The organism is Loktanella sp. 3ANDIMAR09 (assembly GCF_001420005.1).
Taxonomy (GTDB): Bacteria; Pseudomonadota; Alphaproteobacteria; order Rhodobacterales; family Rhodobacteraceae; genus Loktanella.
This window is the reverse complement of the sequence record NZ_LJAK01000006.1, coordinates 1-14876: the sequence shown is the minus strand read 5'-3', so window position 1 is coordinate 14876 and position 14876 is coordinate 1. Positions and strand designations below refer to the sequence as shown.

Annotated in this window: 16 protein-coding genes and 1 riboswitch; of the genes, 4 read left to right on the top strand and 12 right to left on the bottom strand. The window is 65.3% G+C overall.

What is annotated here, in order from left to right:
* Positions 1-1035, top strand: a complete 1035-nt coding sequence (locus AN189_RS10265) for an FAD-binding oxidoreductase (protein WP_056035126.1) — start codon at positions 1-3, stop codon at positions 1033-1035.
* On the opposite strand, the gene AN189_RS10260 is transcribed toward AN189_RS10265, so the two are convergent.
* Genes AN189_RS10260 through AN189_RS10250 form a run of 3 tightly spaced genes read right to left on the bottom strand, consistent with a single transcriptional unit; the run spans position 1032 to position 2831 of the window.
* A complete protein-coding gene (locus tag AN189_RS10260; RefSeq protein WP_056035124.1) occupies positions 1032-1469 on the bottom strand; it encodes a VOC family protein in 438 nt (145 codons plus the stop codon). The genes AN189_RS10265 and AN189_RS10260 overlap by 4 nt on opposite strands.
* Positions 1466-2248, bottom strand: a complete 783-nt coding sequence (locus AN189_RS10255) for a hypothetical protein (protein WP_056035120.1) — start codon at positions 2246-2248, stop codon at positions 1466-1468. Before AN189_RS10255 ends, AN189_RS10260 begins: the two co-directional genes overlap by 4 nt.
* Before the next feature lie 52 nt (positions 2249-2300).
* Entirely contained in the window at positions 2301-2831 is a 531-nt protein-coding gene (locus AN189_RS10250; protein WP_056035117.1) for an NADPH-dependent FMN reductase, read from the bottom strand.
* 83 nt (positions 2832-2914) lie between these two features.
* Here AN189_RS10250 and AN189_RS10245 point away from each other — a divergent pair, with 83 nt between their 5' ends.
* Positions 2915-4549 carry a thiamine pyrophosphate-binding protein gene (locus AN189_RS10245; protein WP_056035114.1) on the top strand — a complete coding sequence of 545 codons (1635 nt, stop codon included), beginning with the start codon at positions 2915-2917 and terminating at the stop codon, positions 4547-4549.
* A gap of 78 nt (positions 4550-4627) precedes the next feature.
* On the opposite strand, the gene bluB is transcribed toward AN189_RS10245, so the two are convergent.
* From bluB to cobN, 6 genes are read right to left on the bottom strand one after another with little or no spacing between them, the layout of a single operon-like run.
* On the bottom strand, positions 4628-5251 hold the full coding sequence (bluB, locus tag AN189_RS10240; RefSeq protein ID WP_056035111.1) for a 5,6-dimethylbenzimidazole synthase: 624 nt from the start codon (positions 5249-5251) through the stop codon (positions 4628-4630).
* A 6-nt stretch (positions 5252-5257) separates the two neighbouring features.
* Positions 5258-5866 (bottom strand): cob(I)yrinic acid a,c-diamide adenosyltransferase, encoded by a 609-nt coding sequence (gene cobO / locus AN189_RS10235; RefSeq protein WP_056035108.1) that lies wholly within the window; start codon positions 5864-5866, stop codon positions 5258-5260.
* Between the two features lie 28 nt (positions 5867-5894).
* Entirely contained in the window at positions 5895-6620 is a 726-nt protein-coding gene (locus AN189_RS10230; protein WP_056035106.1) for an LrgB family protein, read from the bottom strand.
* A complete protein-coding gene (locus AN189_RS10225) occupies positions 6617-6958 on the bottom strand; it encodes a CidA/LrgA family protein (RefSeq protein WP_056035102.1) in 342 nt (113 codons plus the stop codon). The genes AN189_RS10230 and AN189_RS10225 overlap by 4 nt, the downstream gene beginning before the upstream one ends.
* A 1-nt stretch (position 6959) precedes the next feature.
* A complete protein-coding gene (locus tag AN189_RS10220; protein ID WP_056035098.1) occupies positions 6960-7241 on the bottom strand; it encodes a hypothetical protein in 282 nt (93 codons plus the stop codon).
* 9 nt (positions 7242-7250) lie between these two features.
* A complete protein-coding gene (gene cobN, locus AN189_RS10215; protein WP_056035095.1) occupies positions 7251-11012 on the bottom strand; it encodes a cobaltochelatase subunit CobN in 3762 nt (1253 codons plus the stop codon).
* A 65-nt stretch (positions 11013-11077) separates the two neighbouring features.
* On the opposite strand from cobN, the gene AN189_RS10210 reads away from it, so the two are divergent.
* Positions 11078-11338, top strand: coding sequence for a hypothetical protein (locus AN189_RS10210; protein ID WP_056035092.1), 261 nt, complete (start codon positions 11078-11080; stop codon positions 11336-11338).
* Between the two features lie 5 nt (positions 11339-11343).
* Here AN189_RS10210 and AN189_RS10205 read toward each other — a convergent pair whose 3' ends face one another.
* The 3 genes from AN189_RS10205 to AN189_RS10195 form a co-directional block, all read right to left on the bottom strand.
* The gene (locus tag AN189_RS10205; protein WP_056035089.1) at positions 11344-11793 is read right to left on the bottom strand and encodes a GNAT family N-acetyltransferase; all 450 of its coding nucleotides are present in this window, start codon (positions 11791-11793) and stop codon (positions 11344-11346) included.
* A complete protein-coding gene (cobW, locus tag AN189_RS10200; protein ID WP_056035086.1) occupies positions 11793-12878 on the bottom strand; it encodes a cobalamin biosynthesis protein CobW in 1086 nt (361 codons plus the stop codon). The genes AN189_RS10205 and cobW overlap by 1 nt, the downstream gene beginning before the upstream one ends.
* Before the next feature lie 80 nt (positions 12879-12958).
* The gene (locus tag AN189_RS10195; RefSeq protein ID WP_056035706.1) at positions 12959-13633 is read right to left on the bottom strand and encodes an energy-coupling factor ABC transporter permease; all 675 of its coding nucleotides are present in this window, start codon (positions 13631-13633) and stop codon (positions 12959-12961) included.
* A 34-nt stretch (positions 13634-13667) separates the two neighbouring features.
* Positions 13668-13891: riboswitch (cobalamin riboswitch) on the bottom strand.
* Between the two features lie 190 nt (positions 13892-14081).
* On the opposite strand from AN189_RS10195, the gene AN189_RS10190 reads away from it, so the two are divergent.
* A partial coding sequence (locus AN189_RS10190) for an AAA family ATPase (RefSeq protein ID WP_157057450.1) occupies positions 14082-14876 on the top strand: 795 nt, incomplete at its 3' end.

Genomic DNA, 14876 nt, shown 5'->3' with positions numbered 1-14876 from the left:
ATGGCAAGTGATGTGACGGTGCGTGGTGCAGGTGTTTTCGGCCTTTCCATCGCCTGGGCCTGTCTGCAACGCGGTGCATCGGTGCAGGTCATCGACCCGCATGGGCCGGCGTCCGGGGCCAGTGGCGGCATCGTCGGCGCCCTTGCCCCGCATGTGCCGGACCAATGGAACCCGAAAAAGGCGTTTCAATTCGAAAGCCTGCTGATGGCGGAGGATTTCTGGTCGGACGTGGCCTTGGCCTCGGGGTTGCCGACGGGATATGCCCGCAGCGGGCGGGTTCAGCCCCTGGCCGATGATGCCGCCGTGGCGCTGGCCCGGTCGCGGGCGCAGGGCGCGCGGGATCTGTGGCAGGGCCATGCCATCTGGCAGGTGACCGATGCGGCCCCGGGCGACCTGATCCCCGACAGTCCCACGGGGTTGTGGGTGCATGACACGCTGTCGGGTCTGATCCAGCCACGCGACGCGACCCGCGCCCTCGCGCAGGCGCTGACCCGCGCGGGCGTGCCGATCCTGACCGAAGGGCCGGACAGCGGCGCGGTGGTCTGGGCCACGGGCTGGCAGGGTCTGCAAGACATGACCGCCGCCCACAGCCGGATGGTGGGGGCCGGGGTCAAGGGGCAGGCGGCGCTGCTGGACGTCGATGCGCGCGGACAGGCGCAAGCCTTTGCCGGTGGTGTGCATATCGTGCCACACCATGACGGCACTACGGCAGTCGGGTCGACCACCGAACGCGACTTTGACGATCCCGGCACCACGGACGACCAGCTGGATACGGTAATCGCGGCGGCGCGCGCGGCGGTGCCTGCGTTGCGCGACGCAGCCGTGATCGCACGCTGGGCCGGTGTGCGCCCGCGCAGCCGCAGTCGTGCGCCGATGCTGGGCGCGCATCCGTTCAGGCCGGGCCAGTTCGTCGCCAACGGCGGCTTCAAGATCGGGTTCGGCATGGCCCCCAAGGTGGCGCAGGTCATGGCCGGCCTGATACTCGGCGGATGTGACGAGATCCCCGATGATTTCCGGGCTGCGGCGAACCTCTAATCCGCGGTAATATGCCAGTCGGGCGATGCGGCGACCAGTTCGACGGTGTTGCCATCGGGATCACGGGTAAACAGCCCGCGCCAGCCAGCCCAGTCGAAATCGGTGAATTCCGCTGGATGTCCCGCTGCAAGCAGCCAATCGCGGGCGGCGACCTGCTCGTCCCACGGCAGCGCCAGCGCCAGATGGTGCAACGCTGACCCCGCGCCGGTGGTCACAGGCCCCTTATCCGCGAACAGGGCGAGCACCGCCACATGGCCTGCGTGGCTTTCGCCCAATTGATAAAAGGTGATTCCGTCGCGGTAGCCGCCGCGCAGGCCGCCGGTGATGGGCGTCAGCCCCAAGATGCGGCCGTAGAAATCACGCATTGCGGCGTAGTCGCTGCAGCGGATAGCGATTTCGCCCAATGCGCGGGGATGAAAGGGGCGGTCGGTCATGTCGCCGCCGCCGTCAGGCACAGGCGTCCGTCCGGGGCGCGCACCCACAGATCGGTGGCGCGCCGGCAGAGTGTTGCGGCCTCGTGCACCAGCAATGGTGCTGTCGCGCGGTAGTCGAAACTGCGCAATGGCCCAAGCGCATCCGTCGCGAAATCCATCAGCAGATGTGCCAGCAGCGGCGCATGGACGACCAACCCGCCGTAGCCCTGCGCACGGGCATAGGGATCGTCATAGTGGATGCGGTGTCCGTTGAAGGTCAGCGCGGAATAGCGAAACAGCGTCACGCTGTCGAAATGATGGACGCGGGTGTCGGTCTGGTCGGTCGGTGCCCGTGGTGGTTCGGGTGTGTCCGCGTCTGTCGCGCGATAGACGATGTCCTGCCATTCGGTCAGCGCGAGGGTCTGGCGCTGTCGAATGTCATGCCGCAACCTGACAAAGGCCAGCCGACCGGACCGCCCGTCCTTTTGCGTGATCGTCTCGATCCGGGTGCGTCGTTCGGCACGCACACCGGCCAGCAGGTCGCAGTGGAACACCAGCCGTCCGGCGGCCCACATGCGGCGCGGCAACCCCAGATCGGGCAATCCGGCATCCTGTGCGGCGTGACCATTGTCGGCCAGTCCGTGCGGCGGTTCCGGGGTCCAGAAATAGACATGCTGCCCGAACGGCGGCAGTGGATCGCCAACGCTATAGCTGCGATCCACACCCATCGTCGCCGCCAGCGCCGTGGCGCGTGCGGGGTCCATCATATCGGTCAGGGTCAGGGTTTCGCGATTGTCCATGTCGGCAAAGTGCCGCAAGGTGCCGCTCAGGGCAATCGCGCAGGCCGCCCTGTCAGATCAGGGCGCGCAGCGCATCCATTTGTGCCTTGAGGAAATCCTGATAGCTGTCGGCGATCAGACGCCCGTTGTCGTCGAATTGTTCGTAGCTGGCACCGACCAGAACCTCTGGTCCGTTCAGCACGCGTGCGTCGAATGCCGTCAGCATCAGGCGCAGGGAAAACTGGGCACGTTCGCCACCCGACCGGCCAGCGGTGGCAGACATGATGGCGACGGGCTTGTTCTTGAGCACGGCACCGTCCGTGCGGCTGATCCAGTCCAATGCGTTTTTCAACGCGCCTGACGGGGCCTTGTTGTATTCGGGCGTGGAAATGACGACCGCGTCTGCCGCTGCGATCTGGTCGGAGAGGGTCTGGACCGCTGCGGGGATGCCCGACGCCTCTTCGAGGTCGCCATTGTACAGGGGCAGGTCGATGTCGCCAAATGTGAGCGTGTCCGCGCCGAACAACCGTCCTGCTTCTGCGATGAGCAGCCGGTTATGTGATGCCTTGCGCAATGATCCCGAAATGCCGAGAAGTTTGGCCATGGAAGCCTCCTTTGAATTTGTCGAGACTGAGGTAAGGCGCGGTGGCAAAAGGCCAATGTGCGAATGCGCGAAAGGAATGTGCAATGAGACACGGCGGTAAGATTCTGTCCGATCAGCTGGTGAAACTGGGGGTGGACCGTGTGTTCTCGGTGCCGGGCGAAAGCTTTCTCGCGGCGTTGGATGGGCTGTTTGACAGCGGTATCCAGAACGTCGTCTGCCGTCACGAAGGCGGGGCTGCGATGATGGCTGAGGCGCACGGCAAGCTGACCGGCAGGCCGGGCGTGTGTTTCGTCACCCGCGGGCCGGGGGCCTGCAACGCCAGCGCGGGCGTGCATGTGGCGATGCAGGACAGCACGCCGATGGTGCTGTTCATAGGCCAGATCGACAATCGCCACACGGACCGCGAAACGTTCCAGGAGGTCGATTACAAACAGATGTTCGGCGGGCTGGCGAAATGGGTGGCCCAGGTGGACGATACGGATCGCTTGCCGGAATACATCGTGCGCGCCTTTCGGCTGGCACAGTCCGGCAGACCCGGTCCCGTGGTGCTCGCCCTGCCCGAAAACATGCTGAGTGCCGCGTCGGATGTGCCCGATTTCCAAGGGGTTGTTGCGCAGCCTGCGGCTGATGTGGCTGCGCTGCCACGCGTGCTGGATGAGCTGATGCAATCCGCGCGTCCCCTGGTCGTGGTGGGTGGTCCGCATTGGTCAAGGGCCGCGCAACAGGCGCTGGAACGCTTTGCCACGGCCACGGGCGTGCCCGTCGTGACCAGTTTTCGCAGGCAGGATTACATGGACAACCGGCACGATTGTTTTGCCGGTGACCTGAATGTCGGGGTCAACCCTGCGCTGGCGCAACGGGTTCGGGATGCGGATTGCCTGCTGCTGCTGGGAACGCGGTTCGGTGATATCGAAACGCAGGGCTATACGCTGGTCGATCCCGCAGCACCGGCCAGGACGATCCTGCACATCCACGCCGATGCGGACGAGATCGGACGCGTCTTTGGTACGGACGCACAGGCGGTCTGCCCGGCGGACCATGCGATCATGACGCTGGCGGGACTGGTCGCACAGCCTGTCGCGGCACCGCGCTGGTCTGCGTGGACCGCCGCCGCGCGTGCGGATTACCTGGACTGGATCAGGCCGCGCGAGACGCCGGGCGCGGTCAAGCAAGAGCAGATCATCCGTTGGCTGTCCGATCATCTGCCAAGCGATGCAATCCTGACCAATGGGGCGGGCAACTACGCGGCCTGGCTGCACCGCTATTTCAGCTACAAGCAGTACGGGACACAGTTGGCACCGACGTCGGGGTCGATGGGTTATGGATTTCCCGCAGCGATTGCCGCGTCGTTGCGGCATCCGGACCTGCCGGTGGTCTGCCTTGCGGGGGACGGGTGTTTCCAGATGACCTGCAACGAGATGTCGACCGCCGTTCAGCACGGCGCCACCCCGATCGTGATCGTGATGAACAACGGGCGCTACGGCACCATCCGAATGCACCAGGAACGGCATTATCCCGGGCGTGTGTCCGGCACCGTGCTGGCCAATCCGGACTACGCGGCCCTGGCCCGCGCCTATGGCGGGTTCGGAGCGACGGTCAGGACGCAGGACCAGTTCGCCGAGGCCTTTGCTGCGGCGCGCGCCGCCGGGACCGTCGCGATCATCGAATGCGTGCTGGACCCTGCTGTTCTGGCACCCGGCGCATCACTGGGCGGGTAGCCGAATTTTCGCGAAAATTCGGGTGGGGGCGCTGCCCCCGGCTGCGCCTCCCCCGGGATATTTTTGCCCAGAAGAAGTCTAGACCACCTGCCAGGGGGTTGCGGTGTTTTCCTGCCAGTCGGTGCGATGCAAAAGCGGTGTGTCGTCCGATCGGGCAGGCAGGCCGAGGCAGAGATAGGCTGTCAGCTGCCAGTGTGGCGGGGCCGCCAGCGTGGCCTGCAACGCAACGGGGTCGAGGATCGAGACCCAGCCTGTGCCGATGTTGTCCGCACGGGCCGCCAGCCAGAGGCTGTGGATCGCGCAGACCGTGGAAAAGCTGAGCATCTCCGGCATGGTCTGGCGACCCAGGCCGTGTCCCTCGTCCGGGTTGTCGGCCGTGAAGACGGCGAGGTGGACCGGTGCTTCGCGCAGGCCCGCGAGTTTGAGGGCGTCATAGGCGCGTCGTCGGTCGTCGGTATAGGCCCTGGCCGCGGCGGCGTTGGCACGTTCGAAATTGGCGATCACCGCGGCGCGGGTTGCAGGCGTGTCCACCTGCATCACGCGCCAAGGGCGGGCATTGCCGACCGATGGCGCAAGGTCCATCGCCGCGCGCAGGCGCGCGATCCGGTCTGGCGCGATCGGATCGCTGCGGAAATGGCGCACGTCGCGGCGCCATGTCAGGATGTCTTGCAATGCGGCTGCGTGTGCCTTGGTCAGCTGCATGGTGGGTTAGTATTCGACACCGATCTGCGCCTTGATGCCGGCGCGGAAGGGATGTTTGACCAGTTCCATTTCCGTCACCAGGTCCGCCGCTTCGATCAAGTCGGCATGGGCGTTGCGGCCGGTCAGGACCACGTGGGTCATGGGCGGTTTTTCGGCGCGCAGAAAGGCCACCACCTCGGCTGCATCGACATAGTCATAGCGGATCGCGATGTTGATTTCGTCCAGCAGGACCATCTTGTTGGCCGGGTCGCGGATCAGGTCGCGGGCCTTGGCCCAGGCGGCCTGTGCCATTTCGGTGTCGCGGCTCTTGTCCTGGGTTTCCCATGTGAACCCCTCGCCCATGGTGTGAAACGCGCAGGTGCCGGAGAATTTCGACAAGATCAGGTCGCGTTCGCCCGTGCTCATGCCGCCCTTGATGAACTGGACGACGGCGCATTGCATGTCATGCGCGATGCAGCGGAAAATCATGCCGAAGGCGGCCGATGATTTGCCCTTGCCCTTGCCGGTGTGGACGATGATCAGGCCCTTTTCGTCGGTCTTTGTCGCCATGATCTTGTCGCGGGCGGCCTTTTTCTTGGCCATCTTGGCGTTGTGGCGTTCGGTGTCGTCGGTCATGGCGCGCTCCGGTTTTGATTGTGGGGTATTAGTAGGCGGCGACCAGATAGGGCGCAAGCAAGGGGGCAATCAGTGCCGTCAGCAGCGCGTTCAAGCCCATGCCGATGCCTGCGAATGCGCCTGCGGTTTCATTGACCTGGAATGCCCGCGCGGTGCCGATGCCGTGACTGGCCACACCCATTGCGAAACCGCGCGCGCGGTAGTCGGTGATGCGCAGTGCATTGAAAATGGGTGTGCCGATGATGGCACCCGTGACGCCTGTGACGATGACCAGCACGGCGGTCAGGGCAGGCTGGCCGCCCAATGCCTCGGTGATGCCGATGGCGACGGGGGCCGTGACCGATTTCGGAACAAGGCTGAGCAGGGTGTCGGGACCAACGCCAGCCAGTCGCGCGATCACCACGGCTGACACCATCGCCGTGCCTGCGCCCACGACCAGAGCGGCCAGCATCGGCAAAAAGCTGCGCCTGATCAGCGCGAGATTGGTATAAAGCGGGACGGCCAGGGCGACGGTCGCTGGTCCCAGCATGAAGTGGACGAACTGCGCACCTTCGAAATAGGTGGCATAGCTGGTGTTGGTCAGGGTCAGCACGACCGACAGGATCGCCACGGCCAGCAGGACCGGATTGACGATGGGCTTGCGTCCCGAGGCGCGAAAGGCCGTGTCACCGATGCCGTAGGCAATCAGCGTCAGGGTCAGCCACAACAGCGGCCCCTGTGACAGGTAGATCCAGATATCGGCCACATCGGTCATCGGCCCAGCACCCGTGCCACGCCGATGAAGGTATAGACCGCCGCAATGATCGCCAGCGCGGTCGACCCCAGGATGGCCAGTGCCAGACCCAGACCGTCGTCACCCAGCCGATCGAGCTGGCCCACCACGCCAACGCCTGCGGGCACGAACAGCAACGACAAATGTGCCAGCAACCCCTGTGCCGTGGTGGTGATCGCAGCAAGCCGCGGCACGGCCATCAACGCCACGAAGAGCAGCGCCATACCCAGAACAGGGCCCGGCAAGGGGAGGCCCGCGCCACGGCTGATCGCCTCGCCCAAGAGTTGAAACCCCAAGAGAATGGTCAGATGTTGTATCATGTTACCGGTCTAAGCGCAGAAGTTGTGGCAGGAAAGAAACGATTTTCACGGCTGCACGATCCGGAGCGTAAAAAGATGTGGCGCGGCCGGTCGCGGCTTGCCAAGAGAAGCGCCTGAACGACACAAGCGGGAATCCCTTGAAATGCGCATTTTTGTCCTGACCCTCTTTGCGCTTTATCTGGGCACGGCGGCGCTGGCTGTCGGGTTGTAGGTCTCCTGCCGCAACGGACTGTGGCGGCCGGCGCGCGTTCTGATGCAATCCGGCGGTGACATTGCGCTGCATGGTTGCGCGCTACAGCAATCCCGCGATGCGCGCGCGGGCCGAATTCGATTTGGGTGACCACAGGCCGCGGTCGATCGCCTCTTGCAGGCGGGCCGCGATTTCGGCCAGTGCGGGCGCGTTGGTCTCGGCGATGAACTGGCGGGTGTCGTCATCTGCCAGAACGGCCTCTTCGACGAGGTCAAAGTGGTGATTGCGCACCGCCCCGGTCGTGGCAGCAAAGGCAAAGAGATAGTCAACCGTCGCCGCGATTTCGAACGCACCCTTGTAGCCGTGGCGTTTGACGCCGGCGATCCATTTGGGGTTCACGACGCGGGACCGCACAACGCGGCCGATTTCATCCTCGAGCGTGCGGATCAGGGGGCGTTCGGGACGGGAATGATCGTTGTGATAGATCGGGCGATCCTGCCCCTGAAGCGTGGCGACGGCAGCGGCGGCACCGCCCTCGAACTGGTAGTAATCGTCGCTGTCCAGTACGTCGTGTTCGCGGTTGTCCTGATTTTGCACGATTGCATCGGTCTGGGTCAGACGTTGCTCGAATGCGGGGCGCGCGGCGGTGCCCTGTGCGTCGGCCCCGTAGGCATAGGAGCCCCAGGTCAGATAGGCCTCGGCGAAATCGCTGCGGTCCGACCAGATGCGTTCGTCGATCAGTGCCTGCAGACCCGCACCGTAGGCCCCGGGTTTTGACCCAAAGACACGGGCTGCGTCCTCGCCCGCGCGCGCGCGCGCGGCTGCGGGGTTGAGGTCCTCGGGTTCGTTTAGCGCCTGGATCGCGCGGGCGGCACTGTCGACCAGCGCGATCAACTGCGGAAAGGCGTCGCGGAAAAAGCCCGAGATGCGCAGGGTTACGTCGACGCGCGGACGACCGAGGGCAGATGACGGGATCACCTCGAACCCCGTCACGCGGCGATTGGCAGCGTCCCACGTCGGCTTGCACCCCATCAACGCCAGCGCCTGCGCGATGTCGTCGCCACCCGTGCGCATGTTGGCAGTACCCCATGCGGTCAGCAGCAGGCTGCGCGGCCAATCCCCGTGGGTTTGCAAATGCGTGTCGATCAGCAGGTTGGCGGATTTCCAGCCAAGCGCCCAGGCGGTCGGTGTCGGCACCGCACGGCTGTCGACGGAATAGAAGTTGCGCCCTGTCGGCAGGGTATCCAGTCGGCCGCGTGTCGGCGCGCCCGATGGCCCCGGCAGGATCGCGCGGCCATCCAGGGCCCGCAGCAGGGCCGCCCCCTCGTCCGGGCCACAGGCAGCGACAGCAGGGCGGATCCGCGCCTCGATTTCCGCGATGACGGCGGCCGACGCTGTTGGGCTGACGCCCAAGGCGCCCCGCCCACCGTCCCCTGAGGCGGCGCGCAGCGTTTCGGGAAGAGTGCCGCTTGTCAAAAGGTCTTGTGACAGCGCCTCGAGCCGCTCGACCGTATCGCCATTGGTCCGCCAGCCCCTTGCGTCGCCAAGTGCGCCGGGTTTTTCGGGTGCGGGGGCAGCAAGGTCGCAGTCCAGCGGGTCGATGGACAAGCCGAAATCCAGCGCGAGCGCACGCAGGAGCGAGGCATTCGCGCCCTTGCCATCACCGCGGGGGACGCGGGCCAGCGCGATGCTGAGGTCGATTTCCTGCTGGCCCGTGGGGCTGGCTCCAAAGACATGCAATCCGTCGCGGATCTGTGCCTCTTTCAACTCGCACAGGTAGGCGTCGAGTTTTGCCAGATCGCCTTCGGCCTCGCCCTTGAAACCTGCATCCTGGCTGAGGCCCGTGACCTCTGACAGGGACAGAATTTCGCGGCGCAGGTGTTCGAGACGGCGGGGATCGAGGCCTGCGGCCTCGTAATATTCGTCGACCAGCGCCTCGAGATCGCGCATGGGGCCATAGCTTTCTGCGCGGGTCAGGGGCGGTGTCAGGTGGTCGATGATGACAGCCGCCGCGCGGCGTTTGGCCTGCGTGCCTTCGCCAGGGTCATTGACGATGAAGGGATAGATATGTGGCACCGGGCCCAGCGTGACTTCTGGCCAGCAGGTGCCGGAGAGGGCCAGCGCCTTGCCCGGCAGCCATTCGAGGTTGCCGTGTTTGCCCATGTGGACCAGCGCATGCGCACCCCAATGGTGGCGCAGCCAGAAATAGAAGGCCAGGTAGTTGTGTGGCGGCACAAGGTCGGGGGAATGATAGGTCTCTGTGGGGTCGATGTTGTAACCGCGCGCGGGTTGCAGGCCCACGACCGCATTGCCGAACCGGTGGATCGACAGTTTGAAACCTGCGCCGGTGGATGGGGTGGATGCCTCCGCCGGGAGTATTTCCGGCAAGATGATGAAGGGGTCGTCGTCAGGTGCGCCCCAGCGCGTGGTGATCTGTTCGCGGACCTCCCAGGGGAGGGCGTCGAAGTACTGCCGGTAGATGTCGAGCGGCAGGAATTCACCGCCGCCGGTGTACGCGCGGTCGGTCAGCCAGTTGGTGGGCCCCGCCATCATCTGGTCCATCAGCGCCTGTGCGTTCGCGGGCGGGGTCGTCGCGTAGCCGGCGGATTGCATCAGTTCCAGTGCGTGGACCGTGGCGGCGGGGGTGTCGAGGCCGACACCATTGGCAAGGCGGCCGTCCTTGTTGGGGTAATTGGCGAGGATCAGGGCGACCTTGCGTTGGGCTGCGGGGGTGCGCTGAAGCCCGGTCCAGTTGGCAACAAGATCGGCCACCCATGTGATCCGGTCACCCTGTGCCTGATATGTGGCGATGGGACATTCGGTGGCGGCGTCAAAGAAGGCCTCGCCCTTGAAGCTGATGGCCCGCGTCAGGATGCGTCCATCGACCTCTGGCAGGGCAACGTTCATGGCGATGTCGCGGGCGGACAACCCCTGGGGACTGTCGCGCCAGGCCTGTTCGGTGCCGCCTGACAACACGACCTGGAACACGGGCGCGCCTTGTGCCTGCGGACCGGCCAGTGGGTTGTCGGGGCTGTCGTCGCCGTCATGCGGGCTGCCGACGGCAAAGGCGGTGGCGTTCAGGATCACCGATGGCGGGGCCTGTCGGAAAAGTTCCGTCAAGGTGGCCGTGGACAGCGGGTCCTTGAGCGACGCCACGAAGACGGGCAGCGGGTTCAGCCCCTTGCGTGACAATGCGCGTACAAGGCGGTTGATCGGGGCAAGCCCGCCGCCCTGGACCAGCGCCCGGTAGAACACGATGGGCACGACCGGTGCGCCGTCGGTCCAGTCCTCTTGCGTCGCAGTCAGGTCGGCCACGCCCGCGCCGGGCCAGTAGACACCCGCCCGCAGCAGCGGGCTGGCGGGGGCAGGGCGGTCGGTGTCGTCCACGATGGATTTCGCACAGGCCAGAAAGCGGACGGCGTTCTGCGGGCCGCCTTCGACAAGGTAGCTCCATAATGCGTCGTAGTCGGCGTCGGTGACGGTGCTGAGGCCGCGCAGATCAGGATCCTCTCGGTCGTCACCGGGCAGGAACGCGACGGGTACGCCAGCGGTCCGCAGCTGGGCTGCGTATTGCGTCAAGCCGTAGCGCCAGTAGCCAGCACCGCCCAGCACGCGGGCGATGACCAGCCGCGATTTCGTGGCACAGGCGTCCAGATGCAGGTCGACCGACATCGGGTGTTGCAGATGCATGAGGCTGGCCAGCCGCAGGCCGGGGGGCGCGTCCATTGCGGCGCGCGCCTCTGACAGGGCGGCCAGTTCGGTATCGGCGGCCGAGATTACTACCACATCGGCGGGTGTCTGGCCCAGATCGACGGGTTCCGTCCCGTCGGATATCGCGCCGGCGCTGGCGGCCAACAGATGCATTATGCTTGACCTTTCGACAGGTCAGCGTAGGTCGCATGCCAACCATTGATACATGAGGTAATCCCATGGACTACAGTAAATCCGGCGTCCCCAAACCGGGCCGCAACGCGCCCAAGACCCGCGACGGCAAGGGGCGCAACCCCCAGACCGGCGATGCGCGCAACGACAAGGCCGCCCTGTTGGAGCGGATGAAGGCCGGTCGCGCTGCCAAGCTGGCGGAAACCGGCGGCCTGCCGCTGGACCGTCCCAATGAGGGTGCCGACAAGATCGCCATCGACGAGATGGGTCCCAAGACGGTGCGCGGTCCGGAAAAGCTGGACAAGTGACGCTGTCATAGCCGGCATTCCATGAACACCGAATGCGGTCCCTCGACGTAGTCGCCGAAGGGGCCGCATGGCGTGAACCCATGCCGCGCATATAGCCTGTGCGCGGCGTAGAGGTCATCGCCACTCTCGAGGCGCAAGAGGGCGAGGCCCTGGGTGCGCGCCTCGGCGATCAGGGCTTGCATCAGGGCGGCACCTGCCCCCGATCCGCGCGCGGCGGGGTCCACGAACATCGATTTCACCTCGCCGTAGGCACCCTTGTTTGCAAGCGCGACACAGCCCAGGGCATCGCCGTCCTGGCTGGCGATGAAAAACCGGATGTGCGGCGCGGCCAGTTCGTCGACCGACAGGGCAAAGCTGAACTCCGGCGGATATTTCGACAGCAGGAACGCGTGGCTGGCCGTCAGCAGGCGGCGACCCTCGGGGTCGCGCGGGTCGGCTGGGACGACGGTCAGCATCAGGCAGACAAGGCTGCCGTGATCGCGGCACGGTCAAGACCGGCCTGACCGATCACCACGAGGCGTGCCCCCCGCGGGGTCTGCCCCAGCGGTTGATCGTAGTAGTGATCCACGCGCGGGCCGACCGCCTGCACCGTCAGGCGCATCGGTTTGCCAGCGACCGACGCGAACCCCTTGAGCCGCAGGATATCGTGGGCGCGGATCACGTCGGCAAGCTGGGTCGCAAAGGCCGCCGGATCATCGATTTCCGCCCGCTCGACCACAAAGGAATCGAATTCGTCGTGGCCGTGTTCGTGGGCATGGTGGTGGTGGTCGTGGTCATCATCGTCGTGATCATGGTCATCATCGTGATCGTGATGATGGTGGTGTACCTCGTGACGTGATTCCAGATCGTTTTCGGCACCGATCCCCTGACCCAGCAGAACATCAACCGGCAGGGCACCCATTGCGGTACGGACCACCTGAACCCCATCGCGGGATTCGGATTTGAGGCGGGTCGCGAGGGCGGCGGCGGCCTCTGGTTTCATCAGGTCGGTCTTGTTGATGACAATCATGTCGGCACAGGCGATCTGATCCTCGAACAGTTCCGACAGTGGCGTTTCGTGATCAAGGCCCTCGTCGGCGCGGCGCTGGGCGTCCACGGCATCGACGTTATGGGCAAAGCGGCCCTCGTCGACAGCGACGCCGTCCACGACGGTCACCACGCCGTCCACCGTCACGCGGCTGGCAAGGCCCGGCCAGTTGAACGCGCGCACCAGTGGTTGCGGCAGGGCCAGACCGCTGGTTTCGATGACGATGTGATCGGGGGCGGGGTCGCGGGCCAGCAGCGCCTCCATCGAGGGGATGAAATCGTCGGCCACGGTGCAGCAGATGCACCCGTTCGACAGTTCGACCACGTCGTCCTTGGCGCAGGCGTCCTGATCGCAGCCTTTGAGAATATCGCCGTCCACGCCGAGATCGCCGAATTCGTTGATGATCAGTGCGATACGCTTGCCATTGGCGTTTTGCAGCATGTGGCGGATCAGTGTGGTCTTGCCCGCGCCCAGAAAGCCTGTGACGACGGTGGCGGGAATTTTGGTAGCCATGGGAACGCTCCTGCGCGGAATAGGGATCGGGCCAAGGGGATACCCCTCGGCCCGTTGATGTCAGTTCGATGGGGCGTTGTTCAGGCGGCGTTGTAGACGCGGCTGTTCAGCAAGGGCGTGCCGTTGGCGCGCAGTGCCTTGGCACCTGCCAGCACGGCCAGATCAACCAGCGGTTCCAGCAGCAACACGGTCATGTAGGCCGCACCGAATGTCGCCAGCGACACCATCGTTTCGGCACCCATGCCCTGACCCCACATTACCCAGAAGGCAACCCAGGCCACGATACCGGCCTGATAGGTGGCGGACAGTTTCAGGGCCTGCGTATAGGTCAGATCGACATAAGCCGTGTCGGATGCGATGACCTTGCGTGCGACGAAATGCAGGCCCAGCAGGGGCACCAGCAAGGTGGTCACGTTCATCGCGTATTGCGGCAGATCGCTGGGGGACAGGAACAACGCCTGAACAAGCAGGCCCAGGGCCAGACCGATCGCGGCGGGGGCCGTGCCCAGCATCAGCAGCAGGGTCGATCCCAGGATCAGGTGGACCTCGGACGGACCTGCGGCAAAGTGGGGCAGGACCTCGAAAAAGATCACGGTCGCCATGGTGGCCATGGCCGCGCGTGCGCCAAGGCTGACCAGCCCGCGTTCCTGGGCGCTTTCCCATACCAGTTTTGCGCTGACGGTGGCAGCGCCTGCTGCGGTCACTGCGCCCAATGCCATTTTTGCGCCTGTCACAAGGCCCGGTTCGATATGCATAATGTCGTCTCCTTTGCCCGCCATCCCCGGCGGGTGGTGTTTCAATGTGCAGGGCCGGTCTCCTGGCTTGCGGGTCAAGGTGCGGCGTCGCCTTCCCGGGGTTGACCCCAGTGGCACATCGACGGCGCACTCTCCGCATACAGTCGCGGGGGCGGCTGCGGCTGGGGGCCTCCTTGATCGGATCGGCCCGTTCCGCATTCCCAGTTTCATCCCCGACGCTTTGCGTCTGTGTGGGGAACCTTGCACGCCCTTTGTGCGCCTCGGGAGCGTCCAGCGTCAAGGGCGGACTGCGGCGTTCTGTCAGGCTTTCCCGACGTGAGTTGCTGGCCGGGACTGCGCAATATCTTGTGGATAACTGGGTGGATCAGCGCAGATGCGGTGCTGCGCGCGTTGACTCGGGGCTTTGCCGTGGCGCATCCTGCCCGCCAGTCCAAGGATAGCGTGCGCAATGCAGTTCACCAGGCTCCGCCTGAACGGCTTCAAGAGCTTTGTCGACCCGACCGATCTGGTGATCGCGGACGGGCTGACCGGTGTCGTGGGCCCGAACGGTTGCGGAAAATCCAACCTTCTCGAAGCGTTGCGCTGGGTCATGGGGGAAAACCGTGCCTCTGCCATGCGTGGCGGCGGGATGGAGGACGTGATCTTTGCGGGCACGGCGACGCGGCCTGCACGCAATTTCGCCGAGGTCGTGCTGCAGATCGACAACGGCGAACGGCTGGCCCCTGCGGCGTTCAATGACAGCGATTCGCTGGACATAACGCGGCGCATCACCCGTGATGCGGGGTCTGCCTACAAGGTCGGTGCAAAGGATGTGCGCGCCCGCGATGTGCAGATGCTGTTTGCCGATGCCTCGACCGGGGCGCATTCGCCGGCACTGGTCCGGCAGGGGCAGATCAGCGAGTTGATCAACGCCAAACCCAAATCCCGCCGCCGTATCCTGGAAGAAGCGGCAGGCATTTCGGGTCTGTATCAGCGCCGCCACGAGGCAGAGCTGAAGCTGCGCGGCGCAGAAGGCAACCTGACCCGCGTCGATGACGTGATCGCGCAACTGGCGGCACAGCTGGGTACGCTGGCGCGGCAGGCGCGGCAGGCCGCACGCTACCGCGAGATCGGAACTGCACTGCGTCAGGCCGAGGGTGTTTTGTTGTACCGGCGCTGGCGGGACGCGGACGCGGCCTATGCCACCGCGCAGGCTGCGGTGCGCGACTGCACGACACAGGCCGCGCGGGCCGAGGCCGCTGCC

Bases quoted from the DNA above. Each gene is read 5' to 3' on its own strand.
- AN189_RS10255 (WP_056035120.1), bottom strand. From the start codon at position 2,248: ATGGACAATCGCGAAACCCTGACCCTGACCGATATGATGGACCCCGCA.
- AN189_RS10265 (WP_056035126.1), top strand. From the start codon at position 1: ATGGCAAGTGATGTGACGGTGCGTGGTGCAGGTGTTTTCGGCCTTTCC.
- AN189_RS10260 (WP_056035124.1), bottom strand. From the start codon at position 1,469: ATGACCGACCGCCCCTTTCATCCCCGCGCATTGGGCGAAATCGCTATC.
- cobN (WP_056035095.1), bottom strand. From the start codon at position 11,012: ATGCATCTGTTGGCCGCCAGCGCCGGCGCGATATCCGACGGGACGGAA.
- AN189_RS10245 (WP_056035114.1), top strand. From the start codon at position 2,915: ATGAGACACGGCGGTAAGATTCTGTCCGATCAGCTGGTGAAACTGGGG.
- AN189_RS10210 (WP_056035092.1), top strand. From the start codon at position 11,078: ATGGACTACAGTAAATCCGGCGTCCCCAAACCGGGCCGCAACGCGCCC.
- AN189_RS10225 (WP_056035102.1), bottom strand. From the start codon at position 6,958: ATGATACAACATCTGACCATTCTCTTGGGGTTTCAACTCTTGGGCGAG.
- cobO (WP_056035108.1), bottom strand. From the start codon at position 5,866: ATGACCGACGACACCGAACGCCACAACGCCAAGATGGCCAAGAAAAAG.
- AN189_RS10195 (WP_056035706.1), bottom strand. From the start codon at position 13,633: ATGCATATCGAACCGGGCCTTGTGACAGGCGCAAAAATGGCATTGGGC.
- AN189_RS10205 (WP_056035089.1), bottom strand. From the start codon at position 11,793: ATGCTGACCGTCGTCCCAGCCGACCCGCGCGACCCCGAGGGTCGCCGC.
- AN189_RS10230 (WP_056035106.1), bottom strand. From the start codon at position 6,620: ATGACCGATGTGGCCGATATCTGGATCTACCTGTCACAGGGGCCGCTG.
- bluB (WP_056035111.1), bottom strand. From the start codon at position 5,251: ATGCAGCTGACCAAGGCACACGCAGCCGCATTGCAAGACATCCTGACA.
- cobW (WP_056035086.1), bottom strand. From the start codon at position 12,878: ATGGCTACCAAAATTCCCGCCACCGTCGTCACAGGCTTTCTGGGCGCG.
- AN189_RS10250 (WP_056035117.1), bottom strand. From the start codon at position 2,831: ATGGCCAAACTTCTCGGCATTTCGGGATCATTGCGCAAGGCATCACAT.
- AN189_RS10220 (WP_056035098.1), bottom strand. From the start codon at position 7,241: ATGCAGCGCAATGTCACCGCCGGATTGCATCAGAACGCGCGCCGGCCG.